The organism is Paenibacillus sinopodophylli, assembly GCF_005930355.1.
Taxonomy (GTDB): Bacteria; Bacillota; Bacilli; order Paenibacillales; family Paenibacillaceae; genus Pristimantibacillus; species Pristimantibacillus sinopodophylli.
This window is the reverse complement of the sequence record NZ_VDBO01000007.1, coordinates 122,279-141,847: the sequence shown is the minus strand read 5'-3', so window position 1 is coordinate 141,847 and position 19,569 is coordinate 122,279. Positions and strand designations below refer to the sequence as shown.

Annotated in this window: 18 protein-coding genes, 1 pseudogene and 1 other annotated feature; of the genes and pseudogenes, 5 read left to right on the top strand and 14 right to left on the bottom strand. The window is 46.1% G+C overall.

Features of this window, described 5'->3' with window-relative positions; genetic code table 11:
• Positions 1–30: 30 nt before the first annotated feature.
• The 5 genes from FGT79_RS22045 to FGT79_RS22025 all read right to left on the bottom strand — a co-directional run bounded on the left by FGT79_RS22045 (position 31) and on the right by FGT79_RS22025 (position 6,079).
• A complete protein-coding gene (locus FGT79_RS22045; protein ID WP_138755000.1) occupies positions 31–1,857 on the bottom strand; it encodes an alpha/beta fold hydrolase in 1,827 nt (608 codons plus the stop codon).
• Between the two features lie 58 nt (positions 1,858–1,915).
• A complete protein-coding gene (locus FGT79_RS22040) occupies positions 1,916–2,533 on the bottom strand; it encodes a TetR/AcrR family transcriptional regulator (protein WP_246096549.1) in 618 nt (205 codons plus the stop codon).
• On the bottom strand, positions 2,505–3,086 hold the full coding sequence (locus FGT79_RS22035; RefSeq protein ID WP_138754999.1) for a DUF6143 family protein: 582 nt from the start codon (positions 3,084–3,086) through the stop codon (positions 2,505–2,507). Before FGT79_RS22035 ends, FGT79_RS22040 begins: the two co-directional genes overlap by 29 nt.
• A 144-nt stretch (positions 3,087–3,230) precedes the next feature.
• The gene (locus tag FGT79_RS22030; RefSeq protein ID WP_138754998.1) at positions 3,231–3,947 is read right to left on the bottom strand and encodes a peptidylprolyl isomerase; all 717 of its coding nucleotides are present in this window, start codon (positions 3,945–3,947) and stop codon (positions 3,231–3,233) included.
• Between the two features lie 290 nt (positions 3,948–4,237).
• Entirely contained in the window at positions 4,238–6,079 is a 1,842-nt protein-coding gene (locus tag FGT79_RS22025) for an AbfB domain-containing protein (RefSeq protein WP_246096558.1), read from the bottom strand.
• A 363-nt stretch (positions 6,080–6,442) separates the two neighbouring features.
• Here FGT79_RS22025 and FGT79_RS22020 point away from each other — a divergent pair, with 363 nt between their 5' ends.
• Positions 6,443–7,222 (top strand): CPBP family intramembrane glutamic endopeptidase, encoded by a 780-nt coding sequence (locus tag FGT79_RS22020; RefSeq protein WP_138754996.1) that lies wholly within the window; start codon positions 6,443–6,445, stop codon positions 7,220–7,222.
• Between the two features lie 106 nt (positions 7,223–7,328).
• Here the strand turns inward: FGT79_RS22020 and FGT79_RS22015 are convergent, their stop codons facing one another.
• The 4 genes and pseudogenes from FGT79_RS22015 to argS form a co-directional block, all read right to left on the bottom strand.
• On the bottom strand, positions 7,329–7,664 hold the full coding sequence (locus FGT79_RS22015; RefSeq protein WP_138754995.1) for a cupin domain-containing protein: 336 nt from the start codon (positions 7,662–7,664) through the stop codon (positions 7,329–7,331).
• A gap of 220 nt (positions 7,665–7,884) precedes the next feature.
• Positions 7,885–8,651, bottom strand: a pseudogene (locus tag FGT79_RS22010) (nucleotidyltransferase domain-containing protein).
• Between the two features lie 430 nt (positions 8,652–9,081).
• Positions 9,082–9,540: an NUDIX domain-containing protein gene (locus FGT79_RS22005; protein WP_138754994.1), complete on the bottom strand. Its 459-nt coding sequence runs from the start codon at positions 9,538–9,540 to the stop codon at positions 9,082–9,084.
• 123 nt (positions 9,541–9,663) lie between these two features.
• Entirely contained in the window at positions 9,664–11,376 is a 1,713-nt protein-coding gene (gene argS / locus FGT79_RS22000; protein WP_138754993.1) for an arginine--tRNA ligase, read from the bottom strand.
• Between the two features lie 75 nt (positions 11,377–11,451).
• Positions 11,452–11,678: a binding site (T-box leader), on the bottom strand.
• Positions 11,679–12,014: 336 nt separating this feature from the next.
• Here argS and hisS point away from each other — a divergent pair.
• Positions 12,015–13,292 carry a histidine--tRNA ligase gene (gene hisS, locus FGT79_RS21995; protein ID WP_138755067.1) on the top strand — a complete coding sequence of 426 codons (1,278 nt, stop codon included), beginning with the start codon at positions 12,015–12,017 and terminating at the stop codon, positions 13,290–13,292.
• Positions 13,293–13,418: 126 nt separating this feature from the next.
• The gene (locus tag FGT79_RS31990; protein ID WP_246096548.1) at positions 13,419–14,375 is read left to right on the top strand and encodes a stalk domain-containing protein; all 957 of its coding nucleotides are present in this window, start codon (positions 13,419–13,421) and stop codon (positions 14,373–14,375) included.
• A gap of 64 nt (positions 14,376–14,439) precedes the next feature.
• Here FGT79_RS31990 and FGT79_RS21985 read toward each other — a convergent pair whose 3' ends face one another.
• The 4 genes from FGT79_RS21985 to FGT79_RS21970 all read right to left on the bottom strand — a co-directional run bounded on the left by FGT79_RS21985 (position 14,440) and on the right by FGT79_RS21970 (position 17,147).
• Positions 14,440–14,934: a glutathione peroxidase gene (locus FGT79_RS21985; protein ID WP_138754992.1), complete on the bottom strand. Its 495-nt coding sequence runs from the start codon at positions 14,932–14,934 to the stop codon at positions 14,440–14,442.
• A 132-nt stretch (positions 14,935–15,066) separates the two neighbouring features.
• Positions 15,067–15,543 carry a general stress protein gene (locus FGT79_RS21980; RefSeq protein WP_138754991.1) on the bottom strand — a complete coding sequence of 159 codons (477 nt, stop codon included), beginning with the start codon at positions 15,541–15,543 and terminating at the stop codon, positions 15,067–15,069.
• 129 nt (positions 15,544–15,672) lie between these two features.
• Complete coding sequence (locus FGT79_RS21975) at positions 15,673–16,653, bottom strand: aldo/keto reductase (protein ID WP_138754990.1); 981 nt, start codon at positions 16,651–16,653, stop codon at positions 15,673–15,675.
• Positions 16,654–16,697: 44 nt separating this feature from the next.
• The gene (locus FGT79_RS21970) at positions 16,698–17,147 is read right to left on the bottom strand and encodes a MarR family winged helix-turn-helix transcriptional regulator (RefSeq protein ID WP_138754989.1); all 450 of its coding nucleotides are present in this window, start codon (positions 17,145–17,147) and stop codon (positions 16,698–16,700) included.
• Positions 17,148–17,348: 201 nt separating this feature from the next.
• Between FGT79_RS21970 and FGT79_RS21965 the strand changes: the two genes are divergently transcribed.
• Together FGT79_RS21965 and FGT79_RS21960 are read left to right on the top strand one after the other, a co-directional pair.
• Positions 17,349–17,585 carry a DUF6953 family protein gene (locus FGT79_RS21965; RefSeq protein ID WP_138754988.1) on the top strand — a complete coding sequence of 79 codons (237 nt, stop codon included), beginning with the start codon at positions 17,349–17,351 and terminating at the stop codon, positions 17,583–17,585.
• A 206-nt stretch (positions 17,586–17,791) separates the two neighbouring features.
• Positions 17,792–18,157 carry a hypothetical protein gene (locus FGT79_RS21960; protein WP_138754987.1) on the top strand — a complete coding sequence of 122 codons (366 nt, stop codon included), beginning with the start codon at positions 17,792–17,794 and terminating at the stop codon, positions 18,155–18,157.
• A gap of 388 nt (positions 18,158–18,545) precedes the next feature.
• Here FGT79_RS21960 and FGT79_RS21955 read toward each other — a convergent pair whose 3' ends face one another.
• Entirely contained in the window at positions 18,546–19,535 is a 990-nt protein-coding gene (locus FGT79_RS21955) for a 2,3-diaminopropionate biosynthesis protein SbnB (RefSeq protein ID WP_342778515.1), read from the bottom strand.
• Positions 19,536–19,569: the final 34 nt, after the last annotated feature.

Genomic DNA, 19,569 nt, shown 5'->3' with positions numbered 1-19,569 from the left:
CGCCTTTTGGTGTGCGATGAATTCTTGAGCTTAGAGTCCGGCTTGGAGCAATAATTGCGCGGTCTGGGCGGGATGGGAAATCGGGAAATGATGGCCACGCGCGACTCGCTCTAGGGGTAGCTTGTTGTACGCTTGAGGTAGAGAAAAATTGCGGTCTAGTTCGCCCCAAAGAATGGTGGTTGGGACGGCGCTCCAACTGCTCGGTTGAAGCTGAAAGGTGCGCGCTTTAGTTAAAGCTGCCATCGTATCAGCTAGCGTAGCTCGGATTCTAGGGGAGCTAAGCTCAGCGAGTACATATTCCATATAGGAAGCAGGGATCTGTTCATCGTTATCAAAGCAGCCCTGCCTTATGAGTGTATTGCGCAATACGCTGGGGGACAGCTTCGAAAGTATTAGTCGGTTTAGACTGGGCAGGCGGTGGTGAACGTTGGCTTTATGAAGCGCGGGCTGCAGTAAGTATACGGACTGAATATGCTTGGGTATTCGCTCCATGACCTTGGCGGCGAGTAAGCCGCCATAAGAATGTCCAATTAACGTAACGGATGTCTCCTGCTCGGCAATTGCGGTTATGATCGAGTGGACGTGACCTTCCACGACGTCTTTAGAATGATGATAGGGCGTACGCCCTAGACCAGGTAAATCGGCAATCCAAACCTGGCGGCCATGAAGCTCAGAGGCGAGCGGCAGCAGGCAGTCCGCGCCGCTGAAGGTACCTGGCAGTATAAGTATCGGGTTCCCGCTGCCTTTTTTCTCGAGTGTGGCCAGCGGTCCGCGCCTTCCGCGTATAAAGCCCGAAAGATCCGTATTTCGATGAGACAGTCGGTAATCGAGGTCAGCGATGACATGGGGGAGTACAGAAGCTTCTATGGAAGCAGGAAGCTCATATTTGCGCTGAATCGTCTTCGTTGATTCAATTGGGAAGGCTGAATCAACGATGAAGCTAAGTGATTGCTGCGGAATGCCGAGCTTGCGGCCCAAAGGCGTATTCAGCAGCTTCTTTAGAATAGATAAGGGGATAAATCCAATAGGAGCTGGTACGCGAAGCTCCTTATTGATGATACGGATGAGTTCCGTCATGCTTGGACTTTTCATTTGCTCATCAAGCAGATAGTAGGTTTCATTCTCTGGCTGGTGTTCTCGTACCAATGCTGCGATGAATTTGGCAGTATGGTCAATGTGGACGAGCGGGATCCAGAACTTGCCGCCGCCAGGAACGGTTCCCATCAGCTTCCGCCTAGAACTACTGACAAGGATACCGAGACCGCCTGTTTGCTCGGTGCTTCCAGTAATAGAGTCGCCGATGACGACGCTGGGATTGACGATGGAGAGTGGATAACCGCTCGCCTTGGCTTGTTGGCGAATATGAACATCGGCCATTATTTTCATTCGCTCATAAGGTGATTCGTGCTCAAGCAGCTTCATGATGGCATCAGGTTGGTCTATATTCTCATTGGTTACAGGGCTTTTGAAACCAACGACATGAATAAAGTGCTTCAGTTTTCCGTTCTTGTACAAAGCTGCTGCGAGCTCGCTTATATATCCCGCAGCATCCAGAAAGGCTGATTTGGCTTGCTGTTCGCTCAGCATGATATCCATGGGCCCGCCTGCATGAATCATGATATCGGCTTGATGAAGAGAAAGAAGGCCTTCCGCTGAAAGTCCGAGTCCCGGTAATGTAAGATCTCCGATAACAGCGGATACTGAAAGAGCGTGTTCTCTCTCTAGTTGTTCATGAAGAACGGCTAGACGATGGGGGGAACGCACCAAGGCTGTAACCTGATGGCCTTGCTGAGTAAGCTGCATAATGATTTGAGTACCGAGAAAGCCAGTTCCTCCAGTTATGAATACGTGAGCCATATTGCTTCCACTCCTTTATATTTATTAGTACTATTCGGTACTAATATGGTCAAAAAAATTACTTTAGCATGGAAGCTAAAGCATGGAGCGATTGCTGCATGACCATGGAATCTGGCTGTGCATGCTGTAGGAATAGTCCGCCTTCGACCGTGGCTAGAATGAGAGCAGCGGTCTGTTGCGGCGGCAGCTTTCCGCTGAATTCTTGAGTCGCAATGCCTTCTGCAATCAACTGCTCCAGCACCGTCAGCTGATTTGTGAAAAATAGGCTGATCTGTTCGCGGATGGCTTGAGAATCGGGCGGTGTTTGTGTATATAGTGTCAGAAATGGGCAGCCGCCGAGACAGTCCGCATCTTGTTCGATGAGTACTTGCATCATTTGTAGCAGACGGTCCATGACAGGCAGTTCCTTCTGATTCACGATATGGACGATAAGCGATTCGTATCGCTCCGTCAGCCGGCCGATAATCGCGGATAGCAGTTCTTCTTTGCTTTTAAAATAATAATAAATATTAGTTTTGGAAACTTTGCTCTCCGTTACAATGTCGTCCATGCTGGTGACTAGATAGCCCTTGCTAAGGAACAGGGCAGTGGCGGTTTGCAGGGCAATTTCACGATTAGATGTTTTGGCTTCTGGGCTCATATTAGTACTATAAAGTACTAATATGAGCGTTGTCAACCAAGTGACGCTCTTCCCACCAGCCAATGGATATAACTGCGGGAGCTGGACGGCTAATGGCGCTCGTTAAAGTGAACAGAATAGCTTTGCCCGGGCCAATAATCCAGTGTCCTGCTTTCTCGCTGGTGACGCTCGAATAGGAAGGGATAACGCGAGTAGAAACAGGGGTGGCGGTAAGAGTAGTCGTATCCAGTCGGTTGCCGAATTGGATTTGTCCACGCGGAAGCGGAGCAGGCTGCAGGGCAAGGTTCGCTGATGCAACCTCATGAGACTGCATCCCGTGAGCAGGCAAGCTTGCGCAGAAGCAAATTTGTGATACCAGCTTATCGTCCGACAGATTGCTGAGCACGAACATGTCTAGATGAAGATTAACGCCGGAATGTGGCGGGTTAACTAACGCGCCCCAAGTTCGGCTAGCGTCGGTGGGGTTTAATTGATCGGTCTCGCCTACGAAGTATTTCCCTTGCAGCGAGTGATATAGCGAATTCGCTATATGAATCGCGTTGACAGGCCCATAACCGTACATAGCTTCACCACCCTTTGCAGCAGGCATATACCTCCACCATATGACAGGAACCTAATATCATGCCTCCTTTCGGAGTGCTGCTAAGCATGTTTATCCAGTATGTGACGAGAAGCAGCTGTTTTAAGGTGTAAAAAAAGAGGAGGGGCTCAGATCAGCCCTCCTCATCGCTTATTACGATTTTGTTGGTTCTTCGAATGTCATACCAAGCGTGTCTACTGTCACTTTTTTCATAGAGATTGGCGTTTCAGGTCTATCGTTGGCTCCGGTCGTTTGATTCACGATCTCGTCAACCGCATCCAGGCCCTCTGTTACTTTGCCGAACGCTGCGTACTGATTATCAAGTGATGGGGCATCTGCAACCATGATGAAAAACTGTGAACCACCGGTATCCGGGTCCTGCGTACGAGCCATCGAGAGCACGCCGCGCGTATGCTTCAGCTTGTTCTCGAAGCCGTTGCTGCTGAATTCGCCTGGAATGCTGTAGCCAGGTCCGCCCATGCCCGTTCCTTCAGGATCTCCACCTTGAATCATGAAGCCTGGAATTACGCGGTGGAAGATAACGCCGTCATAGAAGCCTTTATTAATGAGAGATATGAAGTTGTTTACCGAATTTGGAGCAACCTCTGGGTAAAGCTCAAGCTTGATAATCTTGTCATTGCTAAGCTCAATCGTTACGACAGGGTGCTTGTCCGATCCAAGAAGCTCGGGACCTTCGTCGACAGGAGCTTCTGTTGGTGCTTCTGTGGGCGGCGTTGTAGCGGCATTGCCACCAGCTGACCTGGTTGTACCGTTATTCGTGCCTTTGGTTCCGCCGCAGCCAGCTGCTACAACGAGCAGGACGAGCGTAAGAAGCAACATCATGCCAAAGCGTTTGTTTTTCAATAACATTTCATATCCCCCTTAAATTTGCGAATTCTGCACAGTTTTGAGATGCTCGACTGAGCAATATTCTTATCATTCCTAGCGAAACGGGCTCTCGCAGCCGATAGTCGGCTCCTGCCGTTTGCGCTTATTCAAGTAGTATAATAGCATATTGCTGGAATTAAATGCGAATAGAACGGGTCAAAATCACCTAGGCAGCAATGTAAATGAGTCCAAATTATTACGTTATAGAAGGGTGAAGTTGAAAAACCCCGGAAGCATCGGCATGAGCCGTTGCTTCCGGGGTTTTGGAATATCTAGTAATTGTAGCGCCTGAAGGTTGCGTCACTCTTCAGTGTTGCGGAGCTAGATACATTGACGGCGGATAGCTGAAGCACGTAATTATAGTGGCGGATGAAGGAGCCGGGCTGGCTGTATGATTCATAGGATACTTTGGTGTTGTCGGCCCAGCCGGCAACCTGATTGAAGGTTGCGTCAGCTTTGAAGATGGTGCTGCCTGCGTATGGCTGCAGTATAATCTGATTGCTGGCGTTGCGTGCTAAATAGTAGCCGGGTAGATTGATTGATTCGAAGGAAACACCAGATGAGCTGGCAAGTCCGGGCACGATGCGGAACTGGGAGTCCAAGGCGGGAGAGACGTTCTCGTCGATACGTGCGATGTAATTGTAGTGCCGGATATAGCGTGTGGAGAAATTATGCGATTCAAGCCTGCTGTATCCGGTTGCGTCGGCGTTAGCTGGTCCGAGCAGCCTGACTTCATGTACGGTTGGCGTATACCAGTTGTTCGGATTGTTGAAGAGTACGGCATTCACGAGGTTGATGCGTACGTAGCGGGCAGTGAAGCGGACGGCATCGGTCGTAAAGCCGTAGCTGGTGTTGCCCGTTCGGTCAATTGCCGAATAGTTGACGCCGTCGTTGCTCACCTCGATTTTGTATTTGTAATAAGCCTCGGAGCCTTTGTACATGAACCAGGAGATATCGACTTCAGTAATCGTTTTTGGAGCACCGAAGTCAACCTGCGACCATGCTGGCCAAGAGCTGCTCGAAGCGGCCCAACTGGTCTGGGCATTACCGTCATTGGCATTCGCGGCTGAGGAGCTGGTGCCCGTTGAACTGGCTGTCGCCGTCTTTCCTTGCGCATGGTTCACTAATGACGGCAGTGTCACGGAACCTGTGGCTGCGTCAATGCTCCACGAGCTGTACCAATTCAGCGAGGCAGACGCGCTTGCATCGTTTAACGTAAGTGGCAGCCAAATATAATGATGGTCGCTTAGATTAAGAGGGTTCCAGCGGTCGCCCATATACATATATGAGGTCGTGCTGCTGCCAGTAATCGTTGCGATACTGTGAATTTGAGAGCCGTAGGCGGCGGGGTCTCCGAAGGGGGAAAGCGCCGACCACGAGCCTGTCATGGTGGAAGCGGTAGCATAACTGCCTTGATTCGGATACCAGCCTGATGCTTGTGAGGTGAATAAATAGTAAGTGTTGTTCTTCTTAACGACGGCAGGAGCTTCGCGATAGCCGTTCTCGAATACCCAGCCTACAAAGGATTGCACATTCGTATAGCTGCTATTCAACTGAAAGATAGCCATCGTATCATTAGTGCCTCCGTTTTTCTTCGATGCGGTAACCAAGTAGCCGGTACCATCCGTATCGACGAAGACGGTCATATCCCGTGACTCGTAGTTCAGAGGACGGAAGCTTCCTTGGTACGTGAAATTGCCGTCAGGCGTGCTGCTTGTCGCTACAGCTACACGGCCGAGCGAATAATCGGTGCCGTTCTCATAGTGCATCCACAGCACATATTGACCTGTGGCTGCGTTGTAAATGACTTTTGGACGCTCGATTTTGCTAGAATTCAGTTCTGGAGCAGAGGTTTTGGTCAAAATGCTGTTGCCGAGTGTCCAGTTTTTCAAATCGGTAGAGGTGTACACATTCACTCTGTCGAACGTCCAATTGACCGCTTTCTCGCCATACATGTAATACGTGGAGCCGACCTTTAGAATATTGCCGCTGTGAGCGTCGATCGGATTACCCGCTGTATCCAGCCATTCTGTGCCATTCGTAATGCTGACGCTCGCTGCAACTGCTTGCTCAGACCTGATTCCTGCATAAGTTAGAACGATAAGTAAACACATGATGACCATAGAGAGTAATCTTTTTGAAGCTGTACGCATTGTTAAATCCCTCCCATAAGAGATAGATGATCCTCAGCCGACAGGTGAATGTACTTATTTGCGGCAAGGCACAGCATGCATATGGATCTCACTAATAAAGTAGCTTTATTTGTAAACGCTTACAAGTGAAGGATGTAAACATTTGTGTAAAAAATGGTCTTGCGGAAAGTGAACGATTTGTAATGGGCATCTTAGCCTTTTGGAATAGGTAAACAAGCTGGAGAATAAGCTGGAATAGGACAGAATATCGGATTGGATACACGGACACGGGTGTGTGAATGGGAAGTCTAGCTGCTCACTATAGCCATAGAGAGGGTTTATGATATGAAGATGTTATTCGGCCTGATGGGTTTCCTTATCATTAATCTATATATGAATCTCGTACCAAGGCTGTTCGAGGTTAACCGGGCCTTGTCCTTCATGTTATACGTATGCGCGTTCATGGTGCTGGTCCACTGGGTAGCGAAACTGACCGGCCTCAGAGGAGTGGGGGCGCTTGGATTGACGGGGCATTATGGCTGGAAAAGAAATATGCGGATCGGCATCTTGTTTGGTGCTTGCCTATCGGGTGCGCTGTATGTTTATATGGCGAAGCTTGGAGTTTTTCAAGTTGGCGAGATGCTTGCCATGCCTGCTGCTGCGGCTTTCTTGGCAAAGGCGTTCTCCGTTGCAATTTTTGTCTCGCTGATGAACGAGCTAGTCGTCAGAGGATATGTGTTCGCACATCTGAAGGGTAAAATCCACAGTGTATTTCTAGTGCTGCTAGCTGCCGTTATTTATGCACTGGACGACGTATGGTTGACCGAATTCAATGCTTCACAAGCGCTCGCTTCGGCAGTGCTCGGGCTATCGCTCGGCTATGTGCTGCTGCGTACAAACTCGATCTGGATGAGTGCAGGTATCGGAACGGGAGTTAGCTTTGTTCATAGTCTGTTTTTCGGAGTTCCGGAGCTTGCCTCTGGCAACGGGCTGTTTGTCGTTGTTTTTGACGAGGGCTCTTCTCATCTGATGAATATGGCTGAAAGCTACGCTTCTCTTGTTTTATTAATCGTTATTCTACTCGTATACGACCGAATGAGGATTAATAAGGCAGCTAAGGAGTAGCTCTGAGGCGGTTCGATGTCAGAAGAAAATTAAGACATAGGCCGCCGCTGTATTGTTGAACTAGTGTTTCGCCTTATTTCAACAAACCCACGTTAGCTTGTACTGCTTATTTATTTGAGTGTTCTGCTGGTGAAAAAACGACCAGGGTAGTCAGGTCTTCCGTTATATCAAAAAATTTATGTTCTTTGTAAGCTTCTACAAATATGATATCGCCTTTACTGACATCTGAAAGGATATCCCCATTCTGAAACGAAGATTTACCTTCAATTACTATGTATATCTCATCTTCTGTATGCGGCTGTTGTTTATCCGTTTCCCCTTTACCCAGTTTATAGAGCCCTATACTCATTGAAGGTACCTTCAGAAATTCGTAATATGATGTGCTTTCTAATTCTTTTAAGTCGTTTAGATGATTGTGTAAGTCAACTAATTTAAAATTCAAAGCATAATCCCCTTTATTAGAAATTTTATTCTGTGAGCTTCAATAAAAAGAGCAGGCATCGCAGCACCTGCTCATTATGAGCGTTATTACACTAACGTTTCTCTTTTCAACGAGGCCGTCGTTGCATTTTGGTAGTCTCATTCTGATGCTTGTTAAACTATAGTTCTTACGTTAGTTTAACAGGACCGAAGGCCGAATAGCCCGAAGCGTGAATGCGGTGTTAGCCGAAGGAAGTTCTGGAAGCAGCCATTGTATTTAAGGATTTCTCAAAATAGCTATATACTTCATCTGCAATTCCCAGAAACTCTTCTACACGTATATGACTATCCAAGTAACAATCATACAGATAATCAACTAAAGCGGAGTCAATCTCACAATAGTCTAATATGGCATTTTTCATCTTAATAATGTCATCTTGCCATACACCTGTATCTTCTAAAACCAAAGAGTATAATGCACGAATTAATCTCTTAGAATAACCTTTAATATATCTAGTTTTCATTGTGTTATCACTAGCATTAGAAAGTAAATTATGTATACGATCTACTTCCTCCTTGGTCTCTGTATTTAAGTCCAAAATGAACTCTGGAGAAGCAATTATCGGTGGCACTCTTTCACCAATGTCAGGGCCATATATGCAAACACAAATTATCTTAATCCAAAACCCCACTCATTCGGTTTACTTAATACATCGTCAATCGAGCAAATTATCGTATCAATCTTAGTTACTACTGGATATTCTTCCAAAAGATTGTCTTTAATATTTGACAATCTTTCGTAATCAATATCTTTGGGATTTACACATACAATAGTAAAGTCTGCATCTGACTTAAAAGGTTTAGCAGTTCCTTTTGGAATCGAGCCACACATATAAATGCTATGAATCTTACCTTTAAATTCGGTAATTATATTATCTTTATATTTATCAACAAAATCCTTATATTCACTTTGTATTACAATTCTATTTATAACTTTTTCTAATATCATATAGACTCCTCCTAAACATGTAAGAAATTCTTTCGGCTAACGTTCTTGAATTCTCGACGTCCGACGGAGTCGGATGTGTCCGGCTGAATCTACTACCTGGCTTCTCAACTTCGAGGGCGTAGCCCGAAGCGTGATTGCGATGTTAGCCGATGCTTCCTCTTCTTAGAGTTACCACCGAATGTGTCTTGATCTTCTTATGCCCATATCCGAACTTGGCCTTAGATGCTCTGGCTTTTAGGGTTTACCCATAGGATCTTGACCTAGGAAGTTTCGGCTAACAGTGTATTTACAAACTTCGCGAAAATTATCAATTTTTAAGTATTCGCGAAGTTATTGAACAAACCTGCCAGTTAGCTCAAAGAGGCTGCCGGTTCATTCCGGCAGCCTTGATCTAATGATTGTTAAGCTATAGTGCCCGTGTGTTAAATCGTTAACTTACATCACCTAGATAATGAATGTTAATATCAGATTGATTAATCATTTTATTAAGTGTTTTTGGGTATAGCCTTATTTCTTCAAGCTTCTTAATTTCAATCCATTCAACGCCGACCTGGTCCTTATCAGGATTCGTAGCTTTCAAGAATGTAGGCTCTTCTGACGTTAATGAGCAGTTAAAGTAAAATTCGACTTGGTGCAAATCTGAATCCCACTGTGCGAACTCATGGTTTTTACCAATGTACTCGCGTACGTAGACCAGTTCACTTACTTTAACTTCTTCTCCAAGCTCTTCTAAACACTCTCTCTTAACAGCATCTTTTAGTTCTTCACCGTGGTCTTGCCCACCTCCAGGGAACAAATAAAAGAAGCCCAAGTCATCCTGATTTTTTGTTAATAAAATTTTTTCATTTTGAATGATTACTGCTTTAGCAGAATTTCGAATGGGCCTCATGTAATCTCCTACTTCTTCGTTATTTTTACAACCATCTTAGCACGCACCCTAAAATATAGGAATCTAGATTTGGGAATAACCAAGCTAGACCAACTCGGCTTAGGGACCAGTTCAACCAATCATTTATATTTTCTCTGGCGCTTCCAAACCAATCAAACGTAATCCGTTGACCAATGTGGTCTTAACGCATTTGACTAAAGCAAGACGTGCCTCTCGTACAGACGCGTTTTCCACGAGGATCGGACATTCATGATAAAAACGATTAAATGCTTGCGCAAGATCAATAAGATATCTGCTAATGATAGAGGGTTCCGACTTCTGCATGGCCCATTCGATACGCTCACCGAACATAGACAGTTCTTTTAACAAATGTATGGACGAGTCATTAATAAGGTGGGCAGGCTCAACTAGCGAATCATTAATCGACATCCCAAATTGACTCATTGCTTTTGTCAGAATGCTTGATGCGCGTGCATGTGTGTATTGTAGATAAGGTCCTGTTTCTCCTTCAAAGTTAAGTACTTCTTTCCAAGAGAAGACGATATCCTTGATACGACTTGAACTCAGATCGTTAAAAATGACAGCTCCAACGCCGACCTGCCTTGCGATTTCGTCCATATTTTCGATGTTTGCATTTCTAGCCTCCATGATGGCTTTTGTCTTAGCAATAGATTGCTGTAATACATCTTCCAGTTTAATAATATTGCCTTTACGTGTAGATAGACTCGTACCTTCCAGACTTACTCGACCGAAGGCAACATGGACAAGATCATTTGACCATTCATAACCCAACAGCTCGACAACCTTAAACCACTGTTGAAAATGAAGATTTTGCGCGTAATCGGTCACATAAATGGCCTTCTCAAAGTCATAGGCATCTTTTCTATAAAGTGCAGCGGTTATATCACGAGTATGATACAAAGAACTGCCATCCTTTTTAAGGATTAAGGCAGGCGGCATTTCATAAGCATCTAACCTTACCAGCGAGGCACCTTGGTCTTCTTCTAGCAAACCTTTATCCCTTAATTGTCCGATAGCTGCCTCCATTTTATCGTTATAGAAGCTTTCTCCGGTGTAGGAATCAAAGTGAACGCCAAGCAACTGATAGATACGTTTAAATTCCTTTATGCTAATATCAACGAACCAGCGCCATAAGCGTAGTGCCTCTTTATCGTCTTGTTCTAATTTAACGAACCATGCACGTGCTTGATCTTCAAGCACCGGATTATGCTCTGCTTCATCGTGAAATTTAACATATAGACGAAGTAGTTCATCAATCCCGCCTTTTTCTATCTCATCCGAGTTGCCCCACAAGTGGTAAGCGACGATTAATTTGCCGAACTGTGTACCCCAATCACCAAGATGATTGATTCCAATACATGTATAGCCTAGAAATGAATAAATACGATATAACGCATTGCCAATGACTGTGGATCTCAGATGGGCTACGTGAAAGGGTTTCGCTATGTTCGGTGAAGAATAATCAATAACAACGGTCTTATCGTTTCCGACATTCTGAGACCCGTATTGATCACCTAGAGTCAGGATGCTTTTAATCACATAATCAGCAAAACGAACCTTATCTATGAAAAAATTCAGATATCCAGCTGCCGACTCCATTCGTTCGATGGCATCCAATTGGAGAGACCATTTCAATTCATCAGCAATCACTTGAGGGGCTTTACGAAGCGTTTTACTTAGCTTAAAGCACGGAAATGACAAGTCCCCCATCTCGGAATTAGGCGGATATTCGATTAACGCTGCAATTTGCTGCTCTGTAACATTCTCTAATAAGGATGATATTTCTTTGGCAATCAAATTTTTATATTTTTTCATGTCAACAAACTCCTTTCGTTGTAATATGCGAAATGTGAAAGCTGTAAAAAACACAAAAAGGCTCCCGTCTCTATGTAAAGAGACGAGAGCCTGAACAGGTCCCGTGGTGCCACTCTAAAGTGCTAAACGAATCGTTTAACCACTCGATTTTGATAACGGTCATTGACCGGATTTGCTTACTGTTCATCGTTCAGCAAACCATTTCCTGGGCCCGATTCCTCCATGAGAGACGTACCGGCTTCCACTAACCCGGCTCGCTTTGACTGTTCGTCATGGTATACTATCCCGTTCATTAACGTTCTACATTATTTTTTTGGCAATAGCCGTTTCGCTTTGAAAGTTACGATATCACAAATGAGATGGGATAACAAGATCTCATAATACGTAAGAAAAGAAGTTGTTGCGCGACGCTTGGCAATTCGCTATAATCACTTTAATTCAGTCAAAGGGGTGGAGCTTCATGTATACATGTTCATTCAACCAGCTTCATCATTTCATTAAGCGTTAGCACACCTGATCAACAATCAGGGCGGGCTAGCGCTTCTCGCGTTGGCCCCCCCTGCTGCATACGATGCGCGCAGGACCATGGGGTCCTGCGCGTTTTTTTTATTCTATTTACTTAGAGAGGAATGATCGTGATGCAAAAAGTAAAGGGAACCTATGATTTTTTTGGCAAAGAGCAGGCGTTAAGAAGGAAGATTCAAGCGACGCTTCGCGAGAAGTTCGAGCTCTATGATTTCGATGAAATGGTTACAACTGAGCTGACCGATCTTGCATTCTTGACTTCGAAATACGCGGGCGGCGATGAAATTGTAAAGGAGATGTATCAGTTGACGGATAGGCGTGAACGGCGATTGGGGTTGCGATATGATCTGACGATTCCGTTCGCGAAAGTGATTGCTCTAAATCCGAGTATTGAATTGCCATTCAAGCGATACGAGATGGGAAAGGTGTTTCGGGACGGCCCGGTAAAGCGCGGGCGGCTGCGTGAGTTTTTGCAATGTGATGTGGATGTTGTGGGAGTGGAGGGGCCGGAGGCGGAGGTTGAGCTTATGCAATTGGCTATTGATGTATTTCGGACACTTGATATCGAGATTGAGCTCAAATGGAATAATCGTCGCTTCTTAGGTGAAATGATGGCTGCTATCGAAATTCCGGCCGAGGATATGCTGTCAGTGATGCTGACTTTAGATAAGCTCGCGAAAGTTGGAGTAATCGGCGTGAAGCAGGAGTTAGTGGATAAAGGGCTTGGCGATGCCGTAATAAGCGGCATTATGGCGCTGATTGAGCTAGAGGAGCCGACCTTGGAACTGTTGATGAATAAATACGGGCTGCAGAACAGCGAAGGGGCGTTGGAGGTATTAGCCGTTCGAAATATGCTGCTTAAACTTGGTTTGGAACGTGTTTGTGTTTTTGATCCCTTCCTCTCGCGAGGGCTATCCTTCTACACGGGAACGGTATACGAAATATTCGATGCTTCCAGCAGCTTCACTTCTAGTCTTGGCGGAGGCGGACGTTATGATGGCATTATTGGAGAACTGGTAGGCAAAAATGATGTTGATTATAGTGCGGCGGGTCTCTCGTTCGGTATGGAGTCTATCATGGCGCTGCTTGAGAGTTTGGAGGTAGAAAAGTCATCTGCAGCAATCGTGCTTATTCCCATCGGTGTAACGGCTTTAGAAGTGCTGCAGACTGCAGCTGAGCTGCGTGCCGGCGGTATTCGGGTGAAGCTTGATACGAGTGGAAGGAAGCTGAAGAACATACTGGCTTCAGTAGCGGGCAGCGGCATTCGTTATGCTCTTCTGCTGGGTGAATCGGAGTGGAACGAGGGGCTGGTACGTCTGAAGGATATGGAAGCGAGGACGGAGCAGAACTTGTGTATTGACGAAGTGATTTACCGTTTGGCTGACAAATGAAGAACCTGAGAATTCACCTGAAAATATGAATAATAAGTGCATTTGTATCATGCTCCGTATACGATAATATGATATATTCTATTTTATGATATGAAATAACTGGATTATATTGGAGGAACGCATGCTATGAATCGCACATCATTTAGTACTTATAAAAAAATATCTATCTTTTTGGCAGCTTTCATTCTACTACCTGTTCTATGGCTTGGGAGTATTGCAACGGCGCCTGAGCAAGCAAGTGCGGCAAGCAGCACAAGTGAAATTAAGGTTACAGTCAATAATAAAGCGGTTGTATTTCAGGATGCTAAGCCTGTACAGATGGAAGGTCGGGTGCTTGTTCCGTTAAGGGCTGTTCTGGAGGGGATGGGCGCCAAGGTTGACTGGAATAGCAAGCAGCAGCTTGTAACCGTAGATTATTCGAAGGATACGGACAAGGTCATCGTGTACGTTGAAATGACAGTCGGATCTCCGTTTGTAGGTCGTACGCTGACGACGTCCAATGGGGCTGTTTCATCAAAGGTAGTTAAGGTGGATGTTCCGACTCGAATGATCAACAATCGTGTCTATATACCGCTTCGTGCTAGCGGAGAGTTTCTGGGTTATTCGGTATCATGGAAGGAGAATACCCTTCAAGCTGGCTTAAAGCAGGCAGGGGTGACTGCGACGACCGTTTCTTTTCCTGAGTATACGCTGCGTGGAGATTTAAAGGAGATGCAGCAGGAGGAGCTGGAGGTCTTTTTCCTGACGAACGTTGTGCGAGAGAAGAGAGGAGCGAAGGTACCCCTCGGTTTAGATGTATCACTGAGCAAGGTTGCTCGTGTGAAGTCGAAGGATATGAATGATAATCAATATTTCGATCATACCTCTCCTACGTATGGAAGCCCTTTCGAAATGATGGATCAATTCGGGATCGACTATAGTGCCGCGGGCGAGAACATTGCCTATGGTTATCGTACGGCGACGTTGGTAACTAACGGATGGGAGGATAGCCCAGGTCATTTGAAAAATATGCTGAGCAGCTCGTTCAAGTACATTGGGATCGGAATGAATAATTATTACTGGACCCAACAATTTATTGGTTGATCATATATAGAAAAAGAGGCTGTTCTAAAGGTGTTATTTCCTTTAGAGCGGCCTCTTTAATGGATTATGCAAGTGTAGGTGTTTTGAGCAGCTTCTGGATGTGTTTATCGATTTGCTCGGGTGTATCCTTGGAGCCGAATCGCTTCAATACTTTCCCGTTCTGATCGACTAGAAACTTCGTGAAGTTCCACTTAATTGACCGCGAGCCAAGGAAGCCGCGAGCTTCATTGGTTAGATGTTGGAATAGGGGATGAGCGGTGCTGCCGTTTACGTCGATTTTGGCATATAGCGGGAAAGTTACACCGAAATTGATTTCGCAAGCCTCAGCTACCTTGCTGTCTTCGCTCAGTTCTTGATTGGCAAATTGTGAGGATGGAAATCCTAGTACGGACAGGCCTTGATCTTTATAGGTTTCATGAAGCTTTTGGAGACCCTTGAACTGGTTGGCGAAGCCGCATTTGGTAGCCGTATTCACGATGAGCATCACCTTGCCTTTATGAGGGGCTAGTGTTTGGGATTCTCCTCTAATCGTTTTTACTTCGATATCGTATAAGGACATAATAAAACCTCCAATAACTTTCGATTTAAGTTTTTTGTAATTTAATTGTACACAATATAAAGAAAGCTGTCAATTGAAAAGGAGGCTGCCCGCGAAAGTATGCGGCAGCCTCCATTATGCATGCTATGAAATTTATACGATGATATCAATTGCGCCAGCTTGGATGAGCAAAGCTTTGGCTTTTTCCTCGAATTCCGTGTCAGTCGACAGTAGGTATTGTCCCTGCTCAATGGCATTTTCAGCAGTGTCGGCGTGTTTATCAGGAACGCCAATACTTTGCAGCACGTTTTTGGTTCGCGTGTCGTTGTCTAAATCGAATGCGCCTGTAACAATGCCAGCAGGGCTTCCGCCTACTACACCTGCGCTTCCGGCAACATAGCCGCCAGCGGCCAGCGGTGCGATGATTCGCTCGCCATTCGGCTCCCCAGCCTCACGAATGTCATAGACCTCGTCGACTGGAATACTGGTTTGGCTGGATAGCTGCGGTGCAGCCTCCTTATTTTTCACAATAATTTGCAGGCTTTGCTTGTCTTCTCGTGCTGCTTGAAACAGTTTGATCGCTTCCAGGACGTGTTCTTCCTTCTCAAAAATACCGATGGTCACCGTCATGGGTGAGCCCTCCTCTCGCTTCTAAGCCAATATGAGGTTACATCTCCATATACCCTTCCCTCACAGCTTTGAATCGAGGAGCTGATAGCTGTACGCGAACGGTTCGATTCCGTATTCGGTTATCTGTCATTATTTTGCCGCTGCGAAATGCGATACTTCACTTATTTCTGTAATCTCATCGGCTGACAAGATGAATCGCATGGCCTTTACATTCTGCTCGGCGTGATGGACTTTGGAAGCGCCTGGGATGGCGAACACAGTATGACCATGAGCATGTATAAGCCAGTTGAGCGCGACTTGTGTTGCAGTAGCGTCGTAGCCTACCGCAATTTGCTCAAGCAAATCGATCAGCGGTCTTGATCGATTCAGGCCCTTTGCTTGGAAGGCGGGGCTCCATTTGCGCGGTCCCTTAATCGCTTTGACAAGCGCTGCATCATGATGGAATTTCCCGCTTAGAATACCCTGTTCGAGTGGTGAATACGCAATAATGGCGCATCCAAGCTCCTGAGCGGTTTCCAGAACGCCGTTATGCTCGATGCGTCGGTCGAGAAGGCTGTATTTCACTTGATTAGACGCAAGTCGCAGACCATGCTCACGCAATACGCGGTCAGCTTCGAGCATTTGCTTAGCGGAGAAATTGCTTACGCCAACATGCTGGATTTTGCCTGCGGATGCGAGCTTAGCCATTTCCTTCATCTCACTGCTTACCGAAGACAGGGAAAAGGGCTGGTGAACCTGATGCAGATGAATTGTCCTGCCTTCGAGCAATCGTATGCGCTCTTCAATTGTGCTGCTGATGCTGCTTGCTGTCCGGAATAGCGGCCACCACTTGGTAGCAATATAAGTGTCTTGATCCGAAGGAATCGTCTCTCTCAATGCGCGTGCAAGCAATAGCTCAGACTGCCCATTGCCGTAAATTTCTGCTGTGTCGAACCAGTTGATCCCGCCCTCGTAGCTCGTTCTCACGATGTCATTAATGAGACTGCCCTGTAGAATAGGCCAGAACTTCCCGACCAGCCCTTTACCGTTGCTGAATTGCCAGCAGCCTAGTCCGAGCGGAGATAAGTGCAGATTCGTTGGGCCAAATGGCCGGAGAATAGATGGATTCATCGGTTTTTCCTCCTATTTTGCTAGTAGTGGCGGATATCGATTTGTTACTCTTTCGTGTTGCTCTGCTGCATCTTTTGCAGGAATTGATGCATGATCGTAAGCAGTCCTGCTGCTTCTTCAGGTGTACCGTCGAGTTTGCAAGCGAGCTGGTAAGGGAATTCGATAGCTTGCTCTCTAAGTGCTCTGCCTTGCTCGGTCAGCTCGACAATCACGCTGCGCTCGTCATTGCGGTCGCGGGTGCGTGTCAGATGTCCTGCTGCTTCGAGTTTCTTGAGGAGTGGTGTTAATGTACCCGAATCCAAGTACAGCTTATTGCCTAGTGCGGTAACCGTTACATGATCCTCCTCCCACAATGCAAGCATCGTGACGTATTGCGTGTAAGTAAGATCTATTTTTTCCAGCATGGGCCGGTATAGTTTCGTGATTTCGCGTGAACAAGCGTAGAATGCAAAGCAAATTTGATTATCTAGTTTCAAAACATCTTGGTTGTCCATGTTGTTATCCTCCGTTCAATGTTGAGACTGCCGGGAAGTATGCCTATCATCATCTCTAAATTTAGCAAAATTAAATTGTGATAAATATAATAATAAAGTTTGCGCAAAGGACTGTCAATGAAAGCGGAACGGGCTTTATTGATGAAAGAGGTAGAAGTATGCTATAGTTACAACGTTTATCCAAGCAGAGGAGTGAACGTAATGTCCCATACCGCCGCGGAAGTTGCAGAATGGATGTTGGTTGAGCTGAAGGAAAAAGGAATATTGCATCAAGGCGAGGCCGTGGCGTATATAAAGAACCATTTCGGCGAATCGTTTATCTATGTGAATGAGCATGGCAATCAATCAATCGATAAAGAAGTAAAGAAGATATTCCGCAAGCTTCATAAGGGCAAAGCGGCTTGGGAACGAGATGGCTTCTTCTGGGGATGGAGCTAGCCGCCTTCTAAGCTGAAGACCGGCATCACGCCCAAATAGGAGCCATGCACTTGACAAAGGCAACTGTAACTACTAAACTTACAGTAAGAAGTGAAACGAAGACGTTAGATGAAATCAATGCTGCGTCTGCTTTTTAATCGTAAGTGTACTAATAACAGGTACAGTTTGCGCGTGCTCTTACAAATGGGGATAGGTGGTGTTGGAAGATGAAATTCAACATAAGCGATTGGGTGCAAGGCAAAACGAAAGACGGCGAGCTTATCCACGGATTTGTGGAAACGATCGATATTTTGCAAGGATTCGTCACTGTAAATGTTGTGAAATCGGATAATGAGGAAGTCGTTGGCAGAATCGTTGCTGTTCGTTCATCTTGGCTCAAAAACGTATCCGACATTACTCTAAATGATGCCCAAGTTTTTCAGAATTCAATCGACTTGGCATTGGATACATGGGATGAGACATGGTTTATGGAGCTAACGAATGCGAGGAATGAAAGCCTGGCTGCAGACAAGGCGAATGATCGCTCCAAAGTATACCCGTTCCCTGCAAATCGCTTGGGGCAATCAGCATAAACTCTACGATCGGGCGGTTAAGCCCTGAACATAGCAAGATAAGGAAAAGGATGATGCCAGCTTCAACTGGTGTCATCCTTTTTTTCAAATATAGGAAAGTATATAAATTTGCTTTACTTTAGATATACATTTCGACGAAACGATGGCGTCTATTAAAAGGACGCCGTTAGGCAGTTCTTCTTAGCTAAGAGAAAATGATGCGAAGCTAAAAACGATGGCTGTAAGCGCAGATAAGCGCTTATGGAGACGGAATGGAGTAGGAATGAGCTCGAACGGAAGCTGTAAGCGCATATCTGCCCTTAAGGAGTCGGAATGGAGTAGGAGCGAGTTCGAACAGATGCTGTAAGCGCAGACGGCTTCAGCCGTTTACGCTTGGCGTATCCAGTTGCTATTGCAGTTGAACACCAATGCTGAGCGCTGAAGCCCGTTCTACGAAATAGTCAGCGGCTGCTATATCGAAAACTGCCATACCCATGGGGCAAAACAATACGGATTCCTCGCTGCTGATCCTTCCGAGCACGTTGTGGCAAACCACGTCCGCGAGCGAGTAGGTTTGTTCTTTGGTCAATCCGCGGTGATGATGGAGCGCCTCAATATCGGTATTCTCGCGGCAGACCTCTTCCCAATCGTCAACAATTATTGTGTGAATATCGATTAAAGCATCCACTTTGTAATCCCTTAAAGATATATCGAGCAGCAAAGAGCCCTTCGCGGGAGCAATATCGATATAGCGCTCTTTGCTCACTGTACACGTAATAATGAGGTCGCATTCGTAGTAGAGCTGCTGCCAGCTGCTCGTAAGCTGCGTACGATTTCGGAAAGCGGGGTCTACGTGGTTCAAATCGGCATTTTCCATGTCGCATCCTCTTGGGTCGTATAGATAAACGTCGTCAATACGCTCCGCATACAGCTGACTGCACAAATCATAATGGAGCCTGCCGACTGGTCCGAAACCGATAATGCCCAGCTTTAATCGACGGGACTCGCCCTGAGCCTGCAAGTAATGACGAATGAGCAAGCCGCTGACAGCCGCTGTTCGCGCAGCGCTCGGCAGCGCCGTGTTCAGCATGGCGCGGGGAATGCCTGTTGCTGCATCATTGAGGATCGTAATGCTATGTGCACGCGGCAGACCAATGTCGATGTTGGCAGGGAAGCTGGCTATCCATTTGATGCCGGCGGTTTGTAAGCGGCCTCCGACAAAAGCAGGCATGGCTATGATGCGATTGACTGCGCTCTGATAACGTAGATAAGGCTTGATTGGCTGCTTGTAATCTCCCGAATCGATGATCCGAACGGTATTTTCCATGCTGTCTACAAGTGCTTTCCAGTTTAATCCGATCTGACGGATATGTTCATCGCCAAGATACAACACAGGCATGATCCCCCTTATAACTGCGTGTCACGATGTGTTC